General features: G+C 32.5%; 17 protein-coding genes and 1 pseudogene. 6 read left to right on the forward strand and 12 right to left on the reverse strand.

Annotated features, from left to right (window positions below; translation table 11 throughout):
* Nucleotides 1-30 precede the first annotated feature (30 nt).
* The 3 genes from AMQ68_RS04875 (at nt 31) to AMQ68_RS25900 (ending at nt 1,969) form a co-directional block, all read left to right on the forward strand.
* Nucleotides 31-924 carry an IS4 family transposase gene (locus AMQ68_RS04875; RefSeq protein ID WP_241775079.1) on the forward strand — a complete coding sequence of 298 codons (894 nt, stop codon included), beginning with the start codon at nt 31-33 and terminating at the stop codon, nt 922-924.
* Between the two features lie 84 nt (nt 925-1,008).
* Nucleotides 1,009-1,332 carry a helix-turn-helix domain-containing protein gene (locus AMQ68_RS04880; protein WP_123905613.1) on the forward strand — a complete coding sequence of 108 codons (324 nt, stop codon included), beginning with the start codon at nt 1,009-1,011 and terminating at the stop codon, nt 1,330-1,332.
* A gap of 412 nt (nt 1,333-1,744) precedes the next feature.
* Nucleotides 1,745-1,969, forward strand: coding sequence for a transposase (locus AMQ68_RS25900; RefSeq protein WP_054509471.1), 225 nt, complete (start codon nt 1,745-1,747; stop codon nt 1,967-1,969).
* Nucleotides 1,970-2,804: 835 nt separating this feature from the next.
* Here AMQ68_RS25900 and AMQ68_RS04890 read toward each other — a convergent pair.
* Genes AMQ68_RS04890 through AMQ68_RS04910 form a run of 5 tightly spaced genes read right to left on the reverse strand, consistent with a single transcriptional unit; the run spans nt 2,805 to nt 4,954 of the window.
* Nucleotides 2,805-3,197, reverse strand: a complete 393-nt coding sequence (locus AMQ68_RS04890; protein WP_160317971.1) for a transposase family protein — start codon at nt 3,195-3,197, stop codon at nt 2,805-2,807.
* Nucleotides 3,198-3,220: 23 nt separating this feature from the next.
* Nucleotides 3,221-3,667: a transposase family protein gene (locus AMQ68_RS04895; protein ID WP_054509472.1), complete on the reverse strand. Its 447-nt coding sequence runs from the start codon at nt 3,665-3,667 to the stop codon at nt 3,221-3,223.
* A 54-nt stretch (nt 3,668-3,721) separates the two neighbouring features.
* A complete protein-coding gene (locus tag AMQ68_RS04900; RefSeq protein ID WP_054509473.1) occupies nt 3,722-3,907 on the reverse strand; it encodes a hypothetical protein in 186 nt (61 codons plus the stop codon).
* A gap of 49 nt (nt 3,908-3,956) precedes the next feature.
* Complete coding sequence (locus tag AMQ68_RS04905) at nt 3,957-4,562, reverse strand: IS630 family transposase (protein WP_082383980.1); 606 nt, start codon at nt 4,560-4,562, stop codon at nt 3,957-3,959.
* Nucleotides 4,559-4,954 carry a helix-turn-helix domain-containing protein gene (locus AMQ68_RS04910; RefSeq protein WP_160317972.1) on the reverse strand — a complete coding sequence of 132 codons (396 nt, stop codon included), beginning with the start codon at nt 4,952-4,954 and terminating at the stop codon, nt 4,559-4,561. Before AMQ68_RS04910 ends, AMQ68_RS04905 begins: the two co-directional genes overlap by 4 nt.
* Before the next feature lie 403 nt (nt 4,955-5,357).
* On the opposite strand from AMQ68_RS04910, the gene AMQ68_RS04915 reads away from it, so the two are divergent.
* Nucleotides 5,358-6,461 (forward strand): hypothetical protein, encoded by a 1,104-nt coding sequence (locus AMQ68_RS04915; RefSeq protein ID WP_054509476.1) that lies wholly within the window; start codon nt 5,358-5,360, stop codon nt 6,459-6,461.
* Nucleotides 6,462-6,849: 388 nt separating this feature from the next.
* Here AMQ68_RS04915 and tnpA read toward each other — a convergent pair whose 3' ends face one another.
* From tnpA to AMQ68_RS25520, 7 genes and pseudogenes are all read right to left on the reverse strand, one after another.
* Entirely contained in the window at nt 6,850-7,299 is a 450-nt protein-coding gene (gene tnpA / locus AMQ68_RS04920; RefSeq protein WP_054508612.1) for an IS200/IS605 family transposase, read from the reverse strand.
* A 978-nt stretch (nt 7,300-8,277) separates the two neighbouring features.
* Nucleotides 8,278-8,916: pseudogene (locus AMQ68_RS04925) on the reverse strand (IS630 family transposase); the annotation flags it as partial.
* A gap of 54 nt (nt 8,917-8,970) precedes the next feature.
* The gene (locus tag AMQ68_RS04930) at nt 8,971-9,276 is read right to left on the reverse strand and encodes a helix-turn-helix domain-containing protein (protein ID WP_160317973.1); all 306 of its coding nucleotides are present in this window, start codon (nt 9,274-9,276) and stop codon (nt 8,971-8,973) included.
* 577 nt (nt 9,277-9,853) lie between these two features.
* Nucleotides 9,854-10,084 carry a hypothetical protein gene (locus tag AMQ68_RS04935; RefSeq protein WP_054509479.1) on the reverse strand — a complete coding sequence of 77 codons (231 nt, stop codon included), beginning with the start codon at nt 10,082-10,084 and terminating at the stop codon, nt 9,854-9,856.
* 1,715 nt (nt 10,085-11,799) lie between these two features.
* Complete coding sequence (locus tag AMQ68_RS04940) at nt 11,800-12,366, reverse strand: DUF1543 domain-containing protein (RefSeq protein WP_054509480.1); 567 nt, start codon at nt 12,364-12,366, stop codon at nt 11,800-11,802.
* A gap of 350 nt (nt 12,367-12,716) precedes the next feature.
* Entirely contained in the window at nt 12,717-13,019 is a 303-nt protein-coding gene (locus AMQ68_RS25515) for a hypothetical protein (RefSeq protein WP_241775056.1), read from the reverse strand.
* Between the two features lie 30 nt (nt 13,020-13,049).
* Complete coding sequence (locus tag AMQ68_RS25520) at nt 13,050-13,265, reverse strand: DUF1543 domain-containing protein (protein ID WP_241775057.1); 216 nt, start codon at nt 13,263-13,265, stop codon at nt 13,050-13,052.
* A 1,316-nt stretch (nt 13,266-14,581) separates the two neighbouring features.
* On the opposite strand from AMQ68_RS25520, the gene AMQ68_RS04950 reads away from it, so the two are divergent.
* Both AMQ68_RS04950 and AMQ68_RS04955 read left to right on the forward strand, forming a co-directional pair.
* Nucleotides 14,582-18,517 (forward strand): fibronectin type III domain-containing protein, encoded by a 3,936-nt coding sequence (locus AMQ68_RS04950; protein ID WP_123905614.1) that lies wholly within the window; start codon nt 14,582-14,584, stop codon nt 18,515-18,517.
* Nucleotides 18,514-19,086 carry a GEVED domain-containing protein gene (locus tag AMQ68_RS04955; RefSeq protein ID WP_054509482.1) on the forward strand — a complete coding sequence of 191 codons (573 nt, stop codon included), beginning with the start codon at nt 18,514-18,516 and terminating at the stop codon, nt 19,084-19,086. The genes AMQ68_RS04950 and AMQ68_RS04955 overlap by 4 nt, the downstream gene beginning before the upstream one ends.
* The last annotated feature ends 65 nt before the right edge of the window (nt 19,087-19,151 follow it).

A 19,151-nucleotide genomic window follows, 5' to 3' on the forward strand; every position in this document is an offset into this window, starting at 1 on the left:
GCTTTATGTAAGGTTAAAAAAATCAATTATATGTCCTTAGCTAGTGCATTCGATAGTTGTGCATCAGCAGAAAGTTCCTTTCGAAGAATACAGCGGTTTATGGCAGATTTTGATTTTCCTATGAGAATGATTTCTATCTTTATATTCAGTATTTTACCAGAAAAGAAGCATCTAATTTTGGTACTAGATCGTACGAATTGGAAGTTTGGGAATTCGAATATTAATATTTTGATGTTAGGGATTTGTTATAAAAATATCGCCATTCCAATTATGTTTAAAATGTTGGATAAACGAGGTAATTCTGACACCAATGAAAGAATAGAATTACTCACCCAATTTATAGATTGGTTTGGGAAAGACTGCATTGATTATTTGCTTGCAGACAAAGAATTTATAGGCCATCACTGGCTTGATTTTTTAAATAAAAATAAAATACGGTATTATATTCGATTGCGGAATAATTTTAAGGTTTTCCGATTTGATAAAAATGAAGAAACACCGGTATTTTGGTTGTTTAACCGATTGAGAGTGGGTGAATTTCTTAATCATCCTAAAATTGTTAAAATTAATGGTGTAGAATGTTACGTTTCAGGCATGAAGCAGTATGATAGGACTGGGAAATTGGATTTTTTGATTTTGGTTTCCTTCAATAAACCTGAGGAATCTTTGGAATATTATAGGAAAAGATGGCAAATTGAAACACTTTTTAAGGCCTTCAAAACCAGTGGCTTTAATATTGAAGCCACTCATGTAACGGATCAAAAGAGGTTAGAAAAACTATTCATGATCGTAATGCTGGCGTTAGTTTGGTGTTATAAAATTGGAGATTATGTACATGAAAAAATTAAACCTATCAAATTCAAAAAACACCAAAGAAGAGCTTTTAGTGTTTTTAAATATGGATTAAATCAAATTAAGTATTAGGAATAAATTATTTACTACTATTTCATATCTTTCGTGCTAGTTATGGGAAGAGTCTTAAATGTATTTCTTACAAGTGTTCAACGAATGGAACTTGAACGTCTTTATAAAGAAAGTACTCATCATGTTTTACGCCAACGCTGTCAAATTATTTTATTAAAAGCATCTCATCGTAAGACTAGCAATATTTGTGCAATCGTAGGAATTAAAAGTGAAAATCAAGTTAATAAATGGGTAAAACGTTATAAAAATGAACATGCAAGTCTTGGAATTCAGTGTCTACGTAATCTAGAAGGACAAGGTCGGAAATCGATCTTTGATAGTGAAACTGAATCAGAACTCATTCAAAGAATAGTTAAAGCAGAACGTCAGAAACTAGAGAATGCAAAAATTATATTAGAAAAGAATTAAATAAAACATTCAACATCAAAACATTAAAGAATTTTTAAAAAAGAATTAAATAAAACATTCAACATCAAAACATTAAAGAATTTTTTAAAAACCTTGGCTGGCGATACAAACGAATAAGACTTAGACCAAAAGGTAAGCCTAATGCAGAACTGCTATCTATTAAGAAAGAACAACTCGCTCTTTTAGAACATCAAAGCGAATTAGGAAATATTGAACTTTTTTATGGTGATGAAACAGGAGTAAGTGAATTAGCATATGTTCCTTATGGTTGGCAAGAAAAAAATGAAAACCTAGCTATCGCTGCTAATCATGGTAAGCAGATTAATTGTTTTGGTAGTTTATCTAGAGAGAACACCTTCTTTTCAAAAATGACAATAGATCATATAAATGCAGATTTTAATCATCAATTTTTTTGAAGAATTTTCATTTTCAAATTTTAAAACAAACAGTTGTCGTTTTAGATAATGCTCGTATTCATCTTGCTAAGAAGGTCAAAGAAAGAATTCCCTATTGGGAACAAAGAGGCTTATTTTTATTTTTCTTACCTCCTTATTCTCCACATTTAAATATTATTGAGAGATTATGGAAAGAACTAAAATCCAGATGGATAAAACCTGATGATTATACATCTTTTTGATAACTTAAGATATGCAATCTTTTGTTGCCTCAAAAATGTGGGACGAAATTTAAGTATTAACTACTCGAAATATTCTTAATTAATTCTTTACAGGTACTTAACAATATGCTAATGAATACTCTAAATAAAATGAATATCAATATGTTGCAATTTTTGTCATGTACTTAGAAGTATATTATTTATTATTTTTACACGTCTCCTACTTAGTTTCAATTTTATATACCATATCTTTCTCAAAATAAATGATCCATTCTATTTTTTTTCCAAGCCAGGTAGTTTTAATATGGCAAATCCATACATCGGAAAGATAGTCATTTGATTGATTACCTATTTCAGCCATCATTTGGCTCCGAGTCTTATTAATATATTTTTTTTATTATATGTTTTCATTAATATATATTGTTCATTTAAAAATAAAAAATTAGTTCAATAAAATCCAATCTTCACTTCATGCTCTTTAACAATACATATTGAGAGCAACAGAAGTAAGATGCATTAATTTAAATTCTGAAATAAGTATCAATTTAGCGATGGAATAGTAATTTCTACACCTATGCACTATCCCCTTAATTATAGTAAAATTATTCATCACCCTCTTGCGAATATGGTAGTTATCAAAAGTATATTAACTATATAATATCTTTTCAATTGCAATAGTTTAATAAAATCACACTGTTATACTTGATAGAGCTAATTTTAAATATATTTAAAAACAAAAATACATTAAAAATAAATTTTTCAAAATTATTTAAATTATTAACTATACACAGAAACACACAAATCAACGCGATAGCAAGATAAGCAAATGTTAGCTTTTTATTATTAGATATCTTTCCTAATTAAACTCTGTCATTTTTAAATTTCTTGTTGTTCTTTTCAGGTTGACGATAGCAGTAATTAGTCTCCAATTTTTATCATAGTTTTTGTGTTTTCCACGATATTTACTGCTGCAAATTCTGAATATTTTACAATCTCTATTGATATGTTCTATCATTACCCTCTTGGAAGCCTGCTTTTTATTTTCATCCTTTTGTTGCTCGGTAAGTGGTTTATATTTCGATTTTTTGTGTGGAATAATACTGTTTCCATGAATCTTTTGAATTCCTAAAAAACCTAAATCTGCTAAGATGGTAATATCCTTAGCCATTTCAAACGATTGGTTTTTAAACATCTGAAAATCATGAACAGTGCCTACAGCAAAGCTAATCCCTTTGATTAATCCTGTCAAAATACACCCGATGATTAATACCTTTATCGTATGTCGCTTTTTTTACCCGAATAATAATCTTCTTGATTTTTTAAGGGACGTTCTATTTCTTGCTCACATACATCAATAGCTACTAAATTGGTTTCTAGGTTCGTTTTTAAACTCCCAATATCAGGACAATTCAAACACCTCAATAGAATCATTTCTGTAAACTTACATCTCTTATAAGCATAAGATTCACTAATCCCAAATCTTTTACCTAAGGTTAAATAGGTTTCATAATTTCTTATATACAATAAGTAAATTAGAATTTGATTTTCTGGAGACATACTACTTCTATTGCCTAATTTACGGGTCCAAAGCTCAGATTTATAAACATCTAATTCTTTAAGAAACTTATCTTTAAGAACTATAAAAGCACCCTTATTAACGCCAACTAAACGCTGAAATTCGGACGACTTCCTCACTTTATATTCCTCAAATACATCCATTACTGCAAAAATATTATTATTCTTGAAATACTGAAAGATAATTAAGAAAGATGTCTATTGAACTTCTTTTACAAAATTCACCATAAAAATATTTCCCATTTTCATATTTCTATTACAGACATTACTTTTAATATTCACAATAATCTCTCTTTGTTCCAGAATACCTTTGAAATTTTCACTTCCAAAACTGGAATCGAATTTGATAAATAACCTTTTATGCTCTATATCAGAACCATTCATAAAAGAAAATTTTCATTCCTATTATTAACAAGTAAGTATTCCGACAAATTTAGATTAGAGAAAACGGCGAATATTTGATGCGTATTGCTTTTCCAATATTTGCCATACATCTATTAACCGCATAAAAAAGAGAATCCTTATTAGTATAATCCAAAGGATCAATCCATTCCTTTTTTAGCTTACGCCAAAGGGTTTCGGCTATATTCAACTCTGGAGAATAAGGTGGCAGATAGAAAAAATAAAGACCTCTGTTTTGCCAATATTCAAGACGTTCTTTTACTTTTTTTGAACGATGAACAGAAGCATTATCCAAAATCACACAAGTTGGTTTATTGATTTCCAATGACAATTTTTCGAAAAAAGCAACCACAAAATCACTGTCAATATTTCCCTGAGTTACCGAAGATTTGCATTTGTTATCCCTGCTTATGATTCCTAAAACGTTGATTTTAAAACCCTTTTCAACAGGAATACATACCTCTTCATCTGGAAATTGCCAGCCGTAAGGAACATAGCCTTTGCTGCTAAAATGGCTCTCATCTCCATAATACAGATCGATATCCTGATTGTTTGAGAGCTTTTCTAATTCCAAAATCTGCTCTTTTTTAAAATCGTATAAAATAGCATTGGGACTGTTTTTGGGTCGTTTTCTTATGCGTTTGTATCTTGCGTCAAGACTTTTAAAAACCGCTGAAGCGTGATGTTTGAAAGCCGTTTTCCGCTTTCCTTTTCTATTTCTGCCTTAGCCACAGAGAGTCTTTGTCTGTTCTTTTTTACTATTTCAATGACTAAATCGGCATCGTTTTCTTTGCTCAAAATGGGCTTTCTTCCTCGTCCGGATTGTATTCGAAGACCTTCAATCCCCTTGGCGTTGAATTTTGCCGTCCAATTATTGACACTCATCGAACAGATCTTTAAAATATCGCCAACTTCCTGAGAACTTCTGCCTTCTGATTTCAACAAAATCAATTGACAACGGCTCCGAAAAGAATGATTCTTATCACTTCGATACGCTTTTTCTAAAATTCTTTTTACTTTTTCGTCCAAAAAAGGGCGATTGCTTCTTCCCATTATGCTAAAATACAAAATTCTCTAATCTATTTTAGAGGGAATACTTACGATTATATAGATGATCATTAACAAAAGCAAAATGGGACACAGCTATAAATCACTAAAAACATTTCAAATTAGCACAATCTCTTAGAACATAAACACAGTTAATTATATTAATACACAGTATTACACATATACAAATCACATACATTTTTGTTTTTTGATTGTTCCTATTTTTACGATAAATATAGACACAAATTTAAGATCAAGCTATAAATATGATAAATGTTATAGTTGGTATTATGACTAATATCTTCTTTAATTATCCAGATATTGAATTTGCTCTGATCATTTTGAGATCTTTTAAAAAACGTATAATTTATTAAAATCATAGAAAATGAAAAAATTTATTTTATTAGCAGCAACATTAAGTTCTGTTGTTGTATTTTCTCAACTTGGTGTGAATACAACTAGTCCTAATGCTACCCTCGACGTTCAGGCAAAGAATGCTACAGGAACAACATCAACTCCTGAAGGACTCTTAGTGCCCCGAGTAGACAGACAAAAAGCCCAATCTATGACCGGAGTAGGTATCTCAACACTTATTTATGTAAACAGTGTTGCTACAGGTACTCAAACTGGGACGGCAGTAAATATTGACACTGTAGGTTACTATTATTATAATGGTACCGTTTGGACCAAGTTCAACTCTAGTGGAGGAGTAAACATTTATAATGCTGACGGTACCCTTGCTGGTAATAGAATAGTCACTCAAGGAGTCAATACTTTAGCTTTTACCGGAACTGCTGCCAATGCTTTTTCGGTAGATGGAACAACTTTATCTGTGAATGCAGCTAGCCATACTTTAGGCGTTGGAACTGTCACCCCGCAAAAGACACTACACGTTAATGGATCTTTACAGCTTACCAATGAACTAAATATTGGAGGAAATGCCACAACTACAGGCTCTTCTGGAACTTCAGGCCAAGTATTGGTTTCAAAAGGAGCGGGAGCAGCTCCGAGCTGGGCAAACCTTAGCACAACTAGCGGATCAATTTCATCAGCAAATTATGTACAAGGAACTACTGCTCTTACTATAACTCAGGGGACAGTCGCTGATGTACCTGGAGCAACCATTACTTTAACCGTACCTACCGGAGCAACGCAAACGTTTCTTTTTAACATACTAGGATATGCAGTTAGATCCATAACTGCTAATAATTCTGGAACACAAGGGGTATTCACATTATTACAAAATGGAACTAAAATTTCCTCAGCGTATACTTCAACAAGTTCTACTGGGAATTTATCTAATTTACCAGCTCCCGTAACTTTTTTAAAATCGACAACCCTTAGTGCGGGAACTTACATTTTTAAAATACAGTATGCTTCTTGGTTTGGTGATCAAATCGTAAACTTTGTTCCTAGTGCATATTTAGGATATAATGGTGATACAGAGGCGATGTTAACAAAAATGCAGGTCTTAGTATATAATAATTAAAAGTTCACATGTCAACTCATATTTGTTTTACAAGATAGTAATAGTAATTGATTCTACTTGTATCTTTTAATCATAATCTAAGCCATCAGAAAGTACATTTGATGGCTTAACTATTTTATCAAATTCTAATAATTTAAACATAAAAATCACCCATAAATACCAAAATATACATTTTTTGAATATTTTGGTATTTTGTCTATATAAATATCAAATACTTACAGGTTGTATAAAATACAGTATTAGAGATAAAACCTACATTATCTACAATCAAGCTCTCCAAATTGGATCTTTTAATAGAGTCTAACAAAATATACAAGAATTGAATTTAGAAATTTAAACAGAGTTTTAAATTAAATAAACTACCCCGAGGCAAGCCTCGAGGTATTGGTTAATCCCATAGCTTGAGTTGTTCGCCGTGGATTTTTTTATATTCTACTTCTTTCCCTTGGTTTTCAATATATTTTCGAATAACATCTTTATTTCCATATTGACCAACTGTATTAGCATAGTAACCGCTTGTCCACAAATTACCTCCCCATAAAATCCTTTTTATCTCTGGATGTGCTTTAAATAATTCTCGCGCGCTCAAACTTTTTATAAGTGTTACTAATTTTGAAACCGAGATACTTGGAACACTTTGAACTAAAAAATGAACATGGTCACACTCATAACCAATTTCTACAAATTGAATCTCATAGCGTTCTGAAATGCCAACGCATATTAGCCTAAGGCTATCTCCTATTTCTTTCGTTAAAACTTCTCTCCTATATTTCATTGGAAAAACCAAATGATATAAAAGCAAACTTTTATTGTGCCTTTTGTAAATATGTTCATCCACAAATCAAATCTACACTTTTTCAAAGTGTTATGAAAAACCCTCCGTTTTTCAAACTTTTACGCTTTGACCCCGAGGCAAGCCTCGAGGTATTCTTTTAGAATCAAAAAATTTGATCTGAAGTCTCCGGATTTATGATGAGAAAAACCACTCTACTCGAAGACTTCCTTTATCCAATACTTTAAAACTTTATAACAGTTTATTTTTCCTTCGAAGAAATTACAGCAATCAAGTTTTTTCAATCTCAACTTTGAACACAATTTCCTCCTCAAAAAATACATACAACATTATCTCTCTGCCATAGCGCCCCCATCCAAATAATAAGTCCATATATCTGACGGATAATAATTGATAATCATGTCCAATTCTCTTATAAATAATAATAGTTTTTTCTTTTAAATACATATAATTCTATGATATGGTTATTGTAAAACTTAAAAACAGTATTTTTACTTAAAATAACGCTTGATGACAAACATAGAATATCTGTAGTATGATGTGTTTTTATGTACTTTAGATTAGTGTTTTTTTTATTTTATTAAGATAGCTTTGTTTAAAGCATTTACTAATGATAAAAAATAAAGCAATACGATTATGATCACCTTATAGGGAAGCATAAGAATGATGTGATAGATGAATTCATTTATAATATGGTAACACCTAGCATAAATTTGCCAAACTACCAAAATAAAATTTTCGGCAATTTTGTCCATAACATATAGTTAACGAACCAGTGGCTTTTAAATTAATAAAAACAACATCTGCCAGAATTATTGATAATAAAAAACTAAAAAAATTGATCACATTTAGAATTTTTATCAGTTTTCTTATTGTGTTCGTCTAATTTTCCATCAATCATTTATCATCACTCTTAAAACGAAAGTAAAAAAGCTAATACTATGAAAATAAAATATTTTGTAAAGTTCCAAAGAAATAATCCTGATAACCCTAAGCTAAATACTTATAAGTATTCCGACAAATTTAGATTAGAGAAAACGGCGAATATTTGATGCGTATTGCTTTTCCAATATTTGCCATACATCTATTAACCGCATAAAAAAGAGAATCCTTATTAGTATAATCCAAAGGATCAATCCATTCCTTTTTTAGCTTACGCCAAAGGGTTTCGGCTATATTCAACTCTGGAGAATAAGGTGGCAGATAGAAAAAATAAAGACCTCTGTTTTGCCAATATTCAAGACGTTCTTTTACTTTTTTTGAACGATGAACAGAAGCATTATCCAAAATCACACAAGTTGGTTTATTGATTTCCAATGACAATTTTTCGAAAAAAGCAACCACAAAATCACTGTCAATATTTCCCTGAGTTACCGAAGATTTGCATTTGTTATCCCTGCTTATGATTCCTAAAACGTTGATTTTAAAACCCTTTTCAATAGGAATACATAACTCTTCATCTGGAAATTGCCAGCCGTAAGGAACATAGCCTTCGCTGCTAAAATGGCTCTCATCTTCATAATACAGATCAATATCCTGATTGTTTGAGAGCTTTTCTAATTCCAAAATCTGCTCTTTTTTAAAATCGTATAAAATAGTATTGGGACTGCTTTTGGGACGTTTTCTTATGCGCTTGTATCTTGCGTCAAGACTTTTAAAAACCGCTGAAGCGTGATGTTTGAAAGCCGTTTTCCGCTTTCCTTTTCTATTTCAGCCTTAGCCACAGAGAGTCTTTGTCTGTTCTTCTTTACTATTTTCAATGACTAAATCGGCATCGTTTTCTTTGCTCAAAATGGGCTTTCTTCCTCGTCCGGATTGTATTCGAAGACCTTCAATCCCCTTGGCGTTGAATTTTGCCGTCCAATTATTGACACTCATCGAACAGATCTTTAAAATATCGCCCACTTCCTGAGAACTACTGCCTTCTGATTTCAACAAAATCAATTGACAACGGCTCCGAAAAGAATGATTCTTATCACTTCGATGCGCTTTTTCTAAAATTCTTTTTACTTTTTCGTCCAAAAAAGGGCGATTGCTTCTTCCCATTATGCTAAAATACAAAATTCTCTAATCTATTTTAGAGGAAATACTTAAGCGGTTTAATTATCAATTTAGTTTTCTTTAGAGGTTTAGGGTTTAGCGGTATTCTAATTGAAATCTATCCTGAAGGGAATTTAAAATTATTAAAATGCTGAAAAAATAAAAAGATCTATATTTTGAACATACTCCAAATATTTGAAATAGTGATCCGATACTCTTTCTTCAACTTTTAATATATATAGCCTTGACATCACAACGACTATTAAAAATGATTTAAAATTACGAACTAGAAGTTCTCATCGTAAAAAATCAAATCCGAAATCTTCTATCAGTAATGATACTATTTACAGTAGAATCTGGAATTTTCATTAAATTCATCGTGTATTTCTTGAATTCATTTTTTTTCGACTTCATATCATGCCCAATGCCTCTAAAATTCATGAAAAACTAAAACTGGATATTACTCTACCTTTTTTTCTTCTGTTTCTAACTATTCAGGTTACTATAGTAAAGTTTTAAAAACAAGTGAAATAACTATTTATACCATCAAAAGATAAATCTAAGTACTTAAATGATTTTTCTGCAATCTTTTAATGTGTACTTTGACAACAACATCATCTTCAAAAAATAGATAAAGCATCATCTCCCTCCCAAAGCGTCCGATCTCAAGATCATGGGTCCATATATCACACAAATAATAATTGGTGATTACATTCAATTCATCTACAATGAAATTTTTATGCTTACCAACTAAGTATTCAAAATCATATTTTTTATTTTTTTTCACCATTAGGGGGTTTAAACAAAGATAACTGGATTTTCAAAAAACAACCAAATCATTAATAGGTAAAAACACTCAATATTACTTTTTGCTTCGCCTGTTATTGAAATAAAACACACAGTATAGGATAGCTATCTTATAAATCCAATAAGGATTTATAATTCATCACTATAGAATACTAGAAAATAAAAGTGAGTAACATAAGAGACAAATAAATGACACGGAATCGTAATGCGATTTTTTAAGACACCTCTATATTTTTATACTTAATAAGCTCTAAAGAATAGGAAATATAAATAGAAGTTTAACAGTAATATCGTTATGTTTTAACCAAATTAAACAAATAATGAAAAATATTTATAATAATTCACATTTTCCTGCTCGTGTGAGCCGATTCTGGCTAGTAATAAAAAGCTCCCTTATAAAATAAAATTATAAAGGAGCTAGGACAATTAAAATTAGAATATATGTTAATTTCGTAAGATTCTATCGTTGCACTTTGTATAAGAATGCAATACACGGGACTTTGTTTGTATATTAAAAAAATCCCCCTTTCAAAACAAAGAATATATCGGGAAACTTTATCAATAAAAAGGGGAAACACAACTCTAAGGATGAAAAGAGTAACATATTTACCTGAACAAAGATAACAGCTACATGTAAAAATAAACAGTCACAGAGCACGCAATAACACTTAATAACACGTGTTGAATATCGAGCTGAATAAAACGTAATTTCGAGTACAAATACTGTTTTTTAGTAATAGTAAAGCTCAGCTTATGGAGCTACTTTTGTTGCAATTAACCGTATATGAAGAAACATTATTATTTATGGGAGTACGACTTTATAATCTGATTTTCCTTCAACATAAACGTCATAAGTAATGGATTATAAAAAGTTTTTTTTATCAATAAGTTTTTAATATCACTTGAGAAGAACGAACATTTTATTTTTCATCATCTTAAAACCTTATCAGAATATTTTTATCGAAGTTAAATCTCTTAGCACAATACTGCCTAATCCCCTACACTTTTGTAACAGGCAAATATATCGCATGGAAATCTAATATTTACTATAGAGTATCTTTTAAATTATTATACAATAAAAAATAACACATTGATTTTATTTAAAATTTTTATGGCCATGTTTATGGTCTTGGTTAACATCCTAATACTCGCACGTCATATAAACCGACGTGAAAAAAATCAACAAGTGCCTGACAGAGAGAAAAATTTTCAGCAGTTTCAGAAGAAGAACTCTGATGAAGAAATGGGATAAGCACACCGGATTCTAATGAAATCCTAATCATGTATGGTTAAAAATTTTCTTCATCCTATTTATCTTATCAAGTTGGTAGATCAACCGAATTCTACAATTATGCCATTAGTAAATTTTATAAAATACAAAAGTTTACAGTGATATAAAAATAAGAAAACCAGTAAAGATCAGGAGCTTTACTGGTTTTCTTATTTGCTTTCAAGTACGTTAATCTAATATAAACTGCCTTTATAGCAGGAACACCCAGCTTCCAATAAAAACCTTTGCTTCAATTCTTTTATAAAGACTGTGCCTAAACAGTGACTTCTTATAACACATTTATTGAAGTTGAGTATTTTATTTAAAATCAATTGATCTGGATTATAATTATAGAATTCAGAGTAGCGATTTTATATTAATCAGATTTGATTGATTTATTTAGATATGACTTCCTACTACTCTTTTCTTTATACAATTTCATTTGCCAATATATCTACATTCAGGTATCCTGATCCGCATGGGTTATCCTGATTTTCGGCATTCGTCTTTTTTAAAATAATACTGTATTTTTCCTTAATTTTTGTGGGAAGAATATCATTTACCTTAAAAAGGTTACCGGTATCAATGTATGGTTTATGATCGGAATAAACAGCGTTTCCCTCAAATCCCATAGTTTTATAAAACTCAATAGACTTCGCTTTCTCAGCAACCTCATCAAATGATTTTCCAACCATTATAAGATGCTGCTCATGAAATTCCTCAACGAAACTGTTTTTATAGCCTCCTAAATTAAGAAAGTATAATTGCTCTTCAGATTTCAAAATTTTATTTTCAATAATTTTCACTTCGTATCCGGCAACAAAATTAACTTCCTGCCAACATCCTATGTAAATGTTTCTATCAGCTTCTTTCCAGAATTCCTTAATGTCCGGAACTAAATCTTTAAGAGTTTTTCCAATTCCAAAGAATACATCATGCTGCTCGATATTTCTTCCTTTGGGCAGCGTTCCTAGCATCATATAAAATAATTTCATTTTTTTTTTGCAAAAGTATGTGAAATATAATAGTATTTCTTAACAACAGAGTCATCATACCCTTTCGAGCGTTCTTATGCGTAGTATTGCGTAAATACGATGCTGAATAGTAATTATATATTCAAGTATTAAAATAAAAAGTGAATTAGGCTTTATTAGGCCAACATTTTTCGATTGAAAAAGAATATGTAATATTTTATCACAAAATTATAGTGAGAGCAGTAGAATTAAAAAAAGAATAAACAGAAAAACCGTTTTTACAAAAGCAAAACGGTGCTAGTTAATTTCTTAATTATCTTTTAAATATCGTCTTTGAATTTTTTTACATTAATAAAATCTTCATGATGTATTTAAACTTTATTGATATTCAAATATCCTAATCCGATTTGATTTTCCTGATTTTCTATATTAGTCTTTTTTAGAACAATAGAATATTTTTCTTTCATTGCTAAGGGAAGAATATCAGTTACGTTAAAAATATCGTCTATATCTACTCCATACTTATCATCTATATGGCTAGCCACTCCCTCAAAACCCATTGTCTGATAAAATTCGGTAGATTTAGCTCTTTTAATAATTTCCCCCATCGAATTTCCAACCATGAGATGTTGCTCGTGAAATTCTTCAAAAAAACCTTTCTTATACCCTCCCATATTGAGGAAATATAATTGATCTTCTGAATTTTAATCAATTCTTTCTACAATATTCACTTCGTATCCGTCAGCAAAATTAACTTCCTGCCAACAATCAATATGGATCTTGCCCTCTGAATCTTTCCAGAACTCTTTGATATGAGGAACAAGTTCCTTAAGGTTTTCCGCAATTCCAAAAAATACATCATGTTGCTCAATATTTCTTCCGTTGGGTGTAGCCCCCAGAATCATATAAAATAGTTTCATTCTTTTTTAAATTTCTGCAAAAGTATATGAAATAGGGTCGTTTTTTAAAGAATAGATTGAAAATATCCCAGTAACCGTTTTTATACGTATTATTGCGTAAATATGACTGTATCATTGGAGGGAGCAATACTAATTTTCTTCACAATAGATTAGCAATACAAAAAGCAGCCTCATCGTTATGTCTAAATAAGAATATCAAATGGTAATACTTCTTAATGACTGTACAGTTCAAAAATACAGAGTACTATCATCATATTAGTTTTATTTTCTTTCTTTTGACCATTGCTTATAATAGAAATGCATTTTTTAGGGATAAAAACAATAGTAAATTTACGACTCTATGAAAAAAACAAGCAATAAAAGAGCAAACGACACTTCACAGATATTCAAACATATTTACATTGAACTTTAAATATTCACAAAATAAGCAAAATGTAAGCATCTTAACTGTGTTAATATTGAATCTGTTTATAATTTATAGTATGAAAAATTTAAAAAAACTTACAAGAAATGAAAACAGTCTCTGGAAATGGACTTCTTGAATATCTTTATTCCCGTTAGGAATAAGTGGCCTATTATGTTTAGATTGTGCAGAATGAGGAGGTTAAATGATCTACTTTGTAAATAATGTTAAAAAAACACTATTTACAAAGTATTTAAGAAGAAAAATTAAGGGTTAGATGTAGATCTAACCCCTTTTTTGAATAAAATTTTACACTCATTCTATAGAGTATTAAACGAAAATTTAGTGATAATAAATCAGATAATCAATTTAATGAACACTCAAAATTAAACCTTTAAAACAATAATGCAGATGAATTTAGTTTATATATGAATTTCAAAAACACATTAAATCAAGCAAAAATTAATTCCTGTAAGCTAGATCCCCCATACCAATCAGGATATCATCAAATATAGTTTGAGGATCTACACAAAAACACGCATAAACCCATAAGCAAGGCATATGGATAGTACAGAAATCAGATTAATTGTAGTATTGTACTGATTGAAATCATTTGTAATGGATTTCGTCTGACGATTAAATATTTACAAAGATTTTTTCTAAAAGATCGGTGATCCTCTCTCTAGTTATTCTCTTTCAATCCTAAAAATTATATGTATGAATGTAAAATACACCATCTCCCTCATTATACTTAAAAAAATATCATTTTGGATATGAAAATTTATTGTATGTACATCTTAAGGAGCAAACATTTTTTTAATCCATAGGTCTCCTGCAATTCATGTAAGCAATATATGAATGTAAAATGTAATGATAATTCACAATCCAATCACCATTTAAAACATATCATCACGTGAGAAAAAAATTACTTATTTTCAGCGCTTTACTGACTTTTATGTCAATGATCTCGGGACAAACATGTCCTCCGTTAACTACGCCCTTTGTAGAGTCTTTCAATACCGGAAGCATTCCTTCATGCTGGATAAGCCAGAATCCTACTTCCAGCTCTACTAATGTCAATGCAAAATGGAAATTTAATGGAGCTGCGGGAAATGGGGCAACCGGAAATGGTGGCAAACCTGCCGGAACTTTTGCTTGGGTAGATGCTTCTACACCATATGCGAATGAACATACGGTTGAACTCATCAGTCCACAAATTAATCTAGCAGGATTAACAAATCCCTATGTAACATTTGAATGGTTTAAAAACCACTTAACATCACTTACAGGAACAGTTCCTCCCTATGGAGATAACCAATTAAAACTTGAAGTGAATGATGGTACCGGATGGGTGCAAATCTGGGCAAATAGCACCAATGATCCGAAATGGAGAAAAGTAGGTATCCTTTTAGCAACATATTATGTAGGTACTACCATTCAGTTAAAATTTACCGTTGACAAAGATGTAACAGGAAATGGTTATCTGTATGATGATCTATTATTAGATGATATAAAGGTCGCTCAGGCTCCTACCTGTTTTGAGCCTACAATATTACCTGTAAGTAATATTAATCCTACTTCCGGGACCCTCAACTGGACTGCTCCATCACCCGTTCCTTCGAACGGGTATGAATATTACTATACTACAATAAATACCCCACCCGTTGCCACCACTCCTGGTATAGCCGCTGCCGGTACGAGTGCAAGCTTAACTTCACTTATTCCGGGGACGACGTATTATTGGTGGGTAAGATCTGTTTGCTCTGCTACCGATAAGTCGCCATGGGTTGAAGGTGCACCTTTTACTCCCGGACAAATTGGAGGTGGAACTACCGTTCAAACTTTTCTGCCTGTATATTCTTGTTCAGGATTTAATTATTCTCAGCAAATCTATTTAGCCTCAGAAGTTGCCGGAGCAGTTGGAAACAATATTTACATTACTTCAGTTAAATTTTATGTGTCCAGTTCTGCAGCTATTCAGGCTAATTACAATCAATGGAATATTTATATGGGAAATACCACCCAGACAGATTTTGCAACGACATCCAGTTGGGTACCTTCCTTATCACTAACACAGGTATATTCAGGTATTTTACCCGCAATGACTGCGGGAGTATGGGTAACTATTCCGCTAAGCACCCCATTCCTATGGGATGGCACAAGCAATCTCGTAATCGGTGTTGATGAAAACTCACCAGGATCATCATGTACGGCAAACTGGGGAAGCTACAATGCAGGACCAAACCGAGGAATTCTATATTACAATACATCAATAAACCCTGATCCTCTAAACCCTCCAACTGCAATCACTCGATATGCTGTACTTCCAAGAATCCAGTTAGAAGGTACCACCTTACCAACTTGTACCACTACGCCTCCTGCCAATATTACAGTTACCAATATTACCTCTGCATCAGCAACAATTTCCTGGACCCCTACAGCCAATGCGACCTATGTTTTAATGTATAGATCCCTGCCTTCCGGAGTATGGCAGACAATTAATGTTACGACTCCTTTTACAAACAACGTTACCCTTCCGGGGCTTCTAGAATCTACGCAGTATGAGGTACAGGTTGCTACAGTCTGTGGAACACAGGGAGCATTTTCTCCTGTTACTACTTTTACAACACCATCATTAACGTATTGTAATTCGGGGACGGGAACCGTTACCAATGGGTATATCAATAATATTTCAATGATAGGTTCAAATGTACCTGCAACAAATAACAATTCAGGACCCACTACTTATACAGATTATTCGTTAGATCCTACAAAGACCATTACCCTACTCAGAAATTCAACCAATAATGTATTATCAGTAGGAAGATCAATTTCTTCAGGAAGCTATACAACAAATGCATGGATTGATTTTAATGGAGACGGAATTTTTAATAATACTCCTTCTACAACTACCGGCGGTGAAAGGATTATGAATTTAGGATATTCCACTACAACACCAACTACCGCTAATTTTACCGTTCCTGCCAATGCGTATGTAGGAACAAGTAAAGTAAAAATGCGTGTTATTGTCTATTCTTCTGTACCAACTGATGCATGTACAGCCCTTCCTTCCAACGGTGAAGTGGAAGATTATCAGGTTAATTTTATTGATTTACAACCATGCACAATTACCTCTCCAACTAATATAGCAGCCAATAATATCACCCATAACACAGCTTACGTTTCGTGGATTCCTACTGCCAATGCAACGTATATAATTAGATGGAGACAGGGAACAACAGGACCATGGCTTCCGAATGCAGCCGGATTGACCCTTCCAGCCGGACAGAGTTTCAATACCATTACTGGACTTATCGAACAGACTCCTTATCAGGTTCAGATAGCCACAGTCTGCGGAGGCACTCAAGGGGTATTTTCTCCAAATCTGAACTTTACAACTCCTTCTTTGACATATTGTAATATGACCGGTACAGGGACTAACGACCATATTTCTAACGTAAAAGTTACACCGATTAACTTTCCTGTTATGGATAACACCTCTGTTCAGACTAATTATATGAACTATGTTACTCCAGCAACATTAATCAATTTAGAAATAGGTTCTATAGGAAATCAATTGTCAGTTTCAAAAGCATGGACAGGAACCACCTCTGCTGATGCAGTATATGCATGGATTGACTGGGATAGAAACGGAGTGTTTACAGATGCCGAAAGAATTATGATTTCTACCTCAAGTACAACAACTCCGGTAACAGCAGCCTTTGATGTACCAACAACCGGTATTTATACAGGACCATTAACGACAACAATGAGAGTTGCTCTGAAACGTGGAAGCGCTCCTGTAATCTGTGTAGATCCTGCTAATGGCGAAGTTGAAGATTATGCCGTAAAATTGAGACCTTGTAACAACACAACACCAGGAGCTCCTACATTTAACGCGATTACCCATAATTCTGTTGCAATCAACTGGGCTGTTGTTACTAACAATAACGCATTTATCTTAGAGTACAGAGCTATTACCATTCCCGCTTCAGGTTGGACTACTTTAAACCCGTCTGTTCTTGCAGGAAACCCTCCATTAACAATCAATGGTTTACTGCCGGCTACTACCTATGAAGTGAGAATTGCAGCAGTTTGCGGAAATACACCTGGCACGTACACCGCCATTAAAACATTCACAACGAGATGCGATCCTACGCCTCCTAATGTAACCATAAGCAATATTACTTCCACTTCTGCGGTTGTTACCTGGAACCCAATTGTTCCTAATGCAACCTATATTCTACAATGGAGAGAAGTGGGTACTATTCTTTGGAATACCCCAACTGTTCCTCAGCCACCGGCAAACTCTTATACTATTACAAATTTGAGTTCATTTAAAACGTATGAAGTACAAGTGGCTAATATATGTGTAGGAGAAACGAATCCAAATCAGTGGTCGAACCCTAAAACATTTACAACAACAAGAATTTGCGAATTACCTCCTCCGGGACTTACCATTCAAACTCTTACGCCAACAACTGCAGAAGTAGTTTGGGATGCGTTCCCGGGAGCAACCTATGTTCTAAGATATAGAAAAGTGGGAATCCCGAGTTGGACTGACATTTCAGTGAATACCAACACGTATACTCTTACAGGATTATTGGAATTAACCAAATATGAAATGCAGGTTGCCAATGTTTGTAGTGGAAATCCTCCAAATTTTACGGCGCTTTATTATTTCATAACTCCTACCGTAGTATACTGCCAGATGACATCAGCCAATTCTGCAACAGAGTATATTTCAAAAGTTACCGCAAAACCCAATGGTAAACCGGAAATGATCAATGAATCTCTAGCTTCAAATTACTCAGATTTTACAGGAAATTCTTTAAATTTATTGAATTGATTCAAGGGTCAACCGGAAATAAAATTATCATTGATAAAAACTTAAACTCAGGCGCAAAAGCAGGCGTAGCCATATGGATTGATTTCAATAGAAATGGATACTTTGATATTAATGAAAGAATCATGGCTGACGGACCGAATACCAACCTACCAACCCTAACAGCAACCACTACATTCACCGTGCCGAATGATGCATTTATAAGCCTGACAGATTATCATTATGTTGTCATGAGAGTTGCCATGGGTAAAGATGAAATTCCTGTAAACTGTGTTAGTTTCCCAAATGGTGAAGTAGAGGATTATACCGTTAGAATTTCTAAAGAAAAAATTCCTAACCCAATTGATCAAACCGAAATCCTGATCTATCCTAACCCCGTGAAAACTGTATTGTACGTGAAAAACATCAGTAGAAAAGCGAGCTATAAAATCTATAGTACTTCAGGAAGACTGGTATCAGATGGCCTGATTCTGAATAATGCCATTAACGTAAACAACCTTTTGAATGGCGTATATATCATAGAAATAGAAGACATCCAGGGATCTGTACAAAAGAAATTTATCAAAGAGTAATATCCTCTATTGTACTAACAAACCCCTATGTTACTATTCATTTTAGAAATTTTAATTCCAAAGTC

Source organism: Chryseobacterium sp. ERMR1:04, from assembly GCF_001297705.1.
Lineage (GTDB): Bacteria > Bacteroidota > Bacteroidia > Flavobacteriales > Weeksellaceae > Chryseobacterium.

What these genes read in the sequence shown, in the direction of transcription:
- AMQ68_RS25515 (WP_241775056.1), bottom strand. Translation starts at nt 13,019, where the DNA reads ATGGGAGGGTATAAGAAAGGTTTTTTTGAAGAATTTCACGAGCAACAT.
- AMQ68_RS04940 (WP_054509480.1), bottom strand. Translation starts at nt 12,366, where the DNA reads ATGAAATTATTTTATATGATGCTAGGAACGCTGCCCAAAGGAAGAAAT.
- AMQ68_RS04875 (WP_241775079.1), top strand. Translation starts at nt 31, where the DNA reads ATGTCCTTAGCTAGTGCATTCGATAGTTGTGCATCAGCAGAAAGTTCC.
- AMQ68_RS04900 (WP_054509473.1), bottom strand. Translation starts at nt 3,907, where the DNA reads ATGAATGGTTCTGATATAGAGCATAAAAGGTTATTTATCAAATTCGAT.
- AMQ68_RS04915 (WP_054509476.1), top strand. Translation starts at nt 5,358, where the DNA reads ATGAAAAAATTTATTTTATTAGCAGCAACATTAAGTTCTGTTGTTGTA.
- AMQ68_RS25520 (WP_241775057.1), bottom strand. Translation starts at nt 13,265, where the DNA reads ATGAAACTATTTTATATGATTCTGGGGGCTACACCCAACGGAAGAAAT.
- AMQ68_RS04895 (WP_054509472.1), bottom strand. Translation starts at nt 3,667, where the DNA reads ATGGATGTATTTGAGGAATATAAAGTGAGGAAGTCGTCCGAATTTCAG.
- AMQ68_RS04935 (WP_054509479.1), bottom strand. Translation starts at nt 10,084, where the DNA reads ATGGTGAAAAAAAATAAAAAATATGATTTTGAATACTTAGTTGGTAAG.
- AMQ68_RS04880 (WP_123905613.1), top strand. Translation starts at nt 1,009, where the DNA reads ATGGAACTTGAACGTCTTTATAAAGAAAGTACTCATCATGTTTTACGC.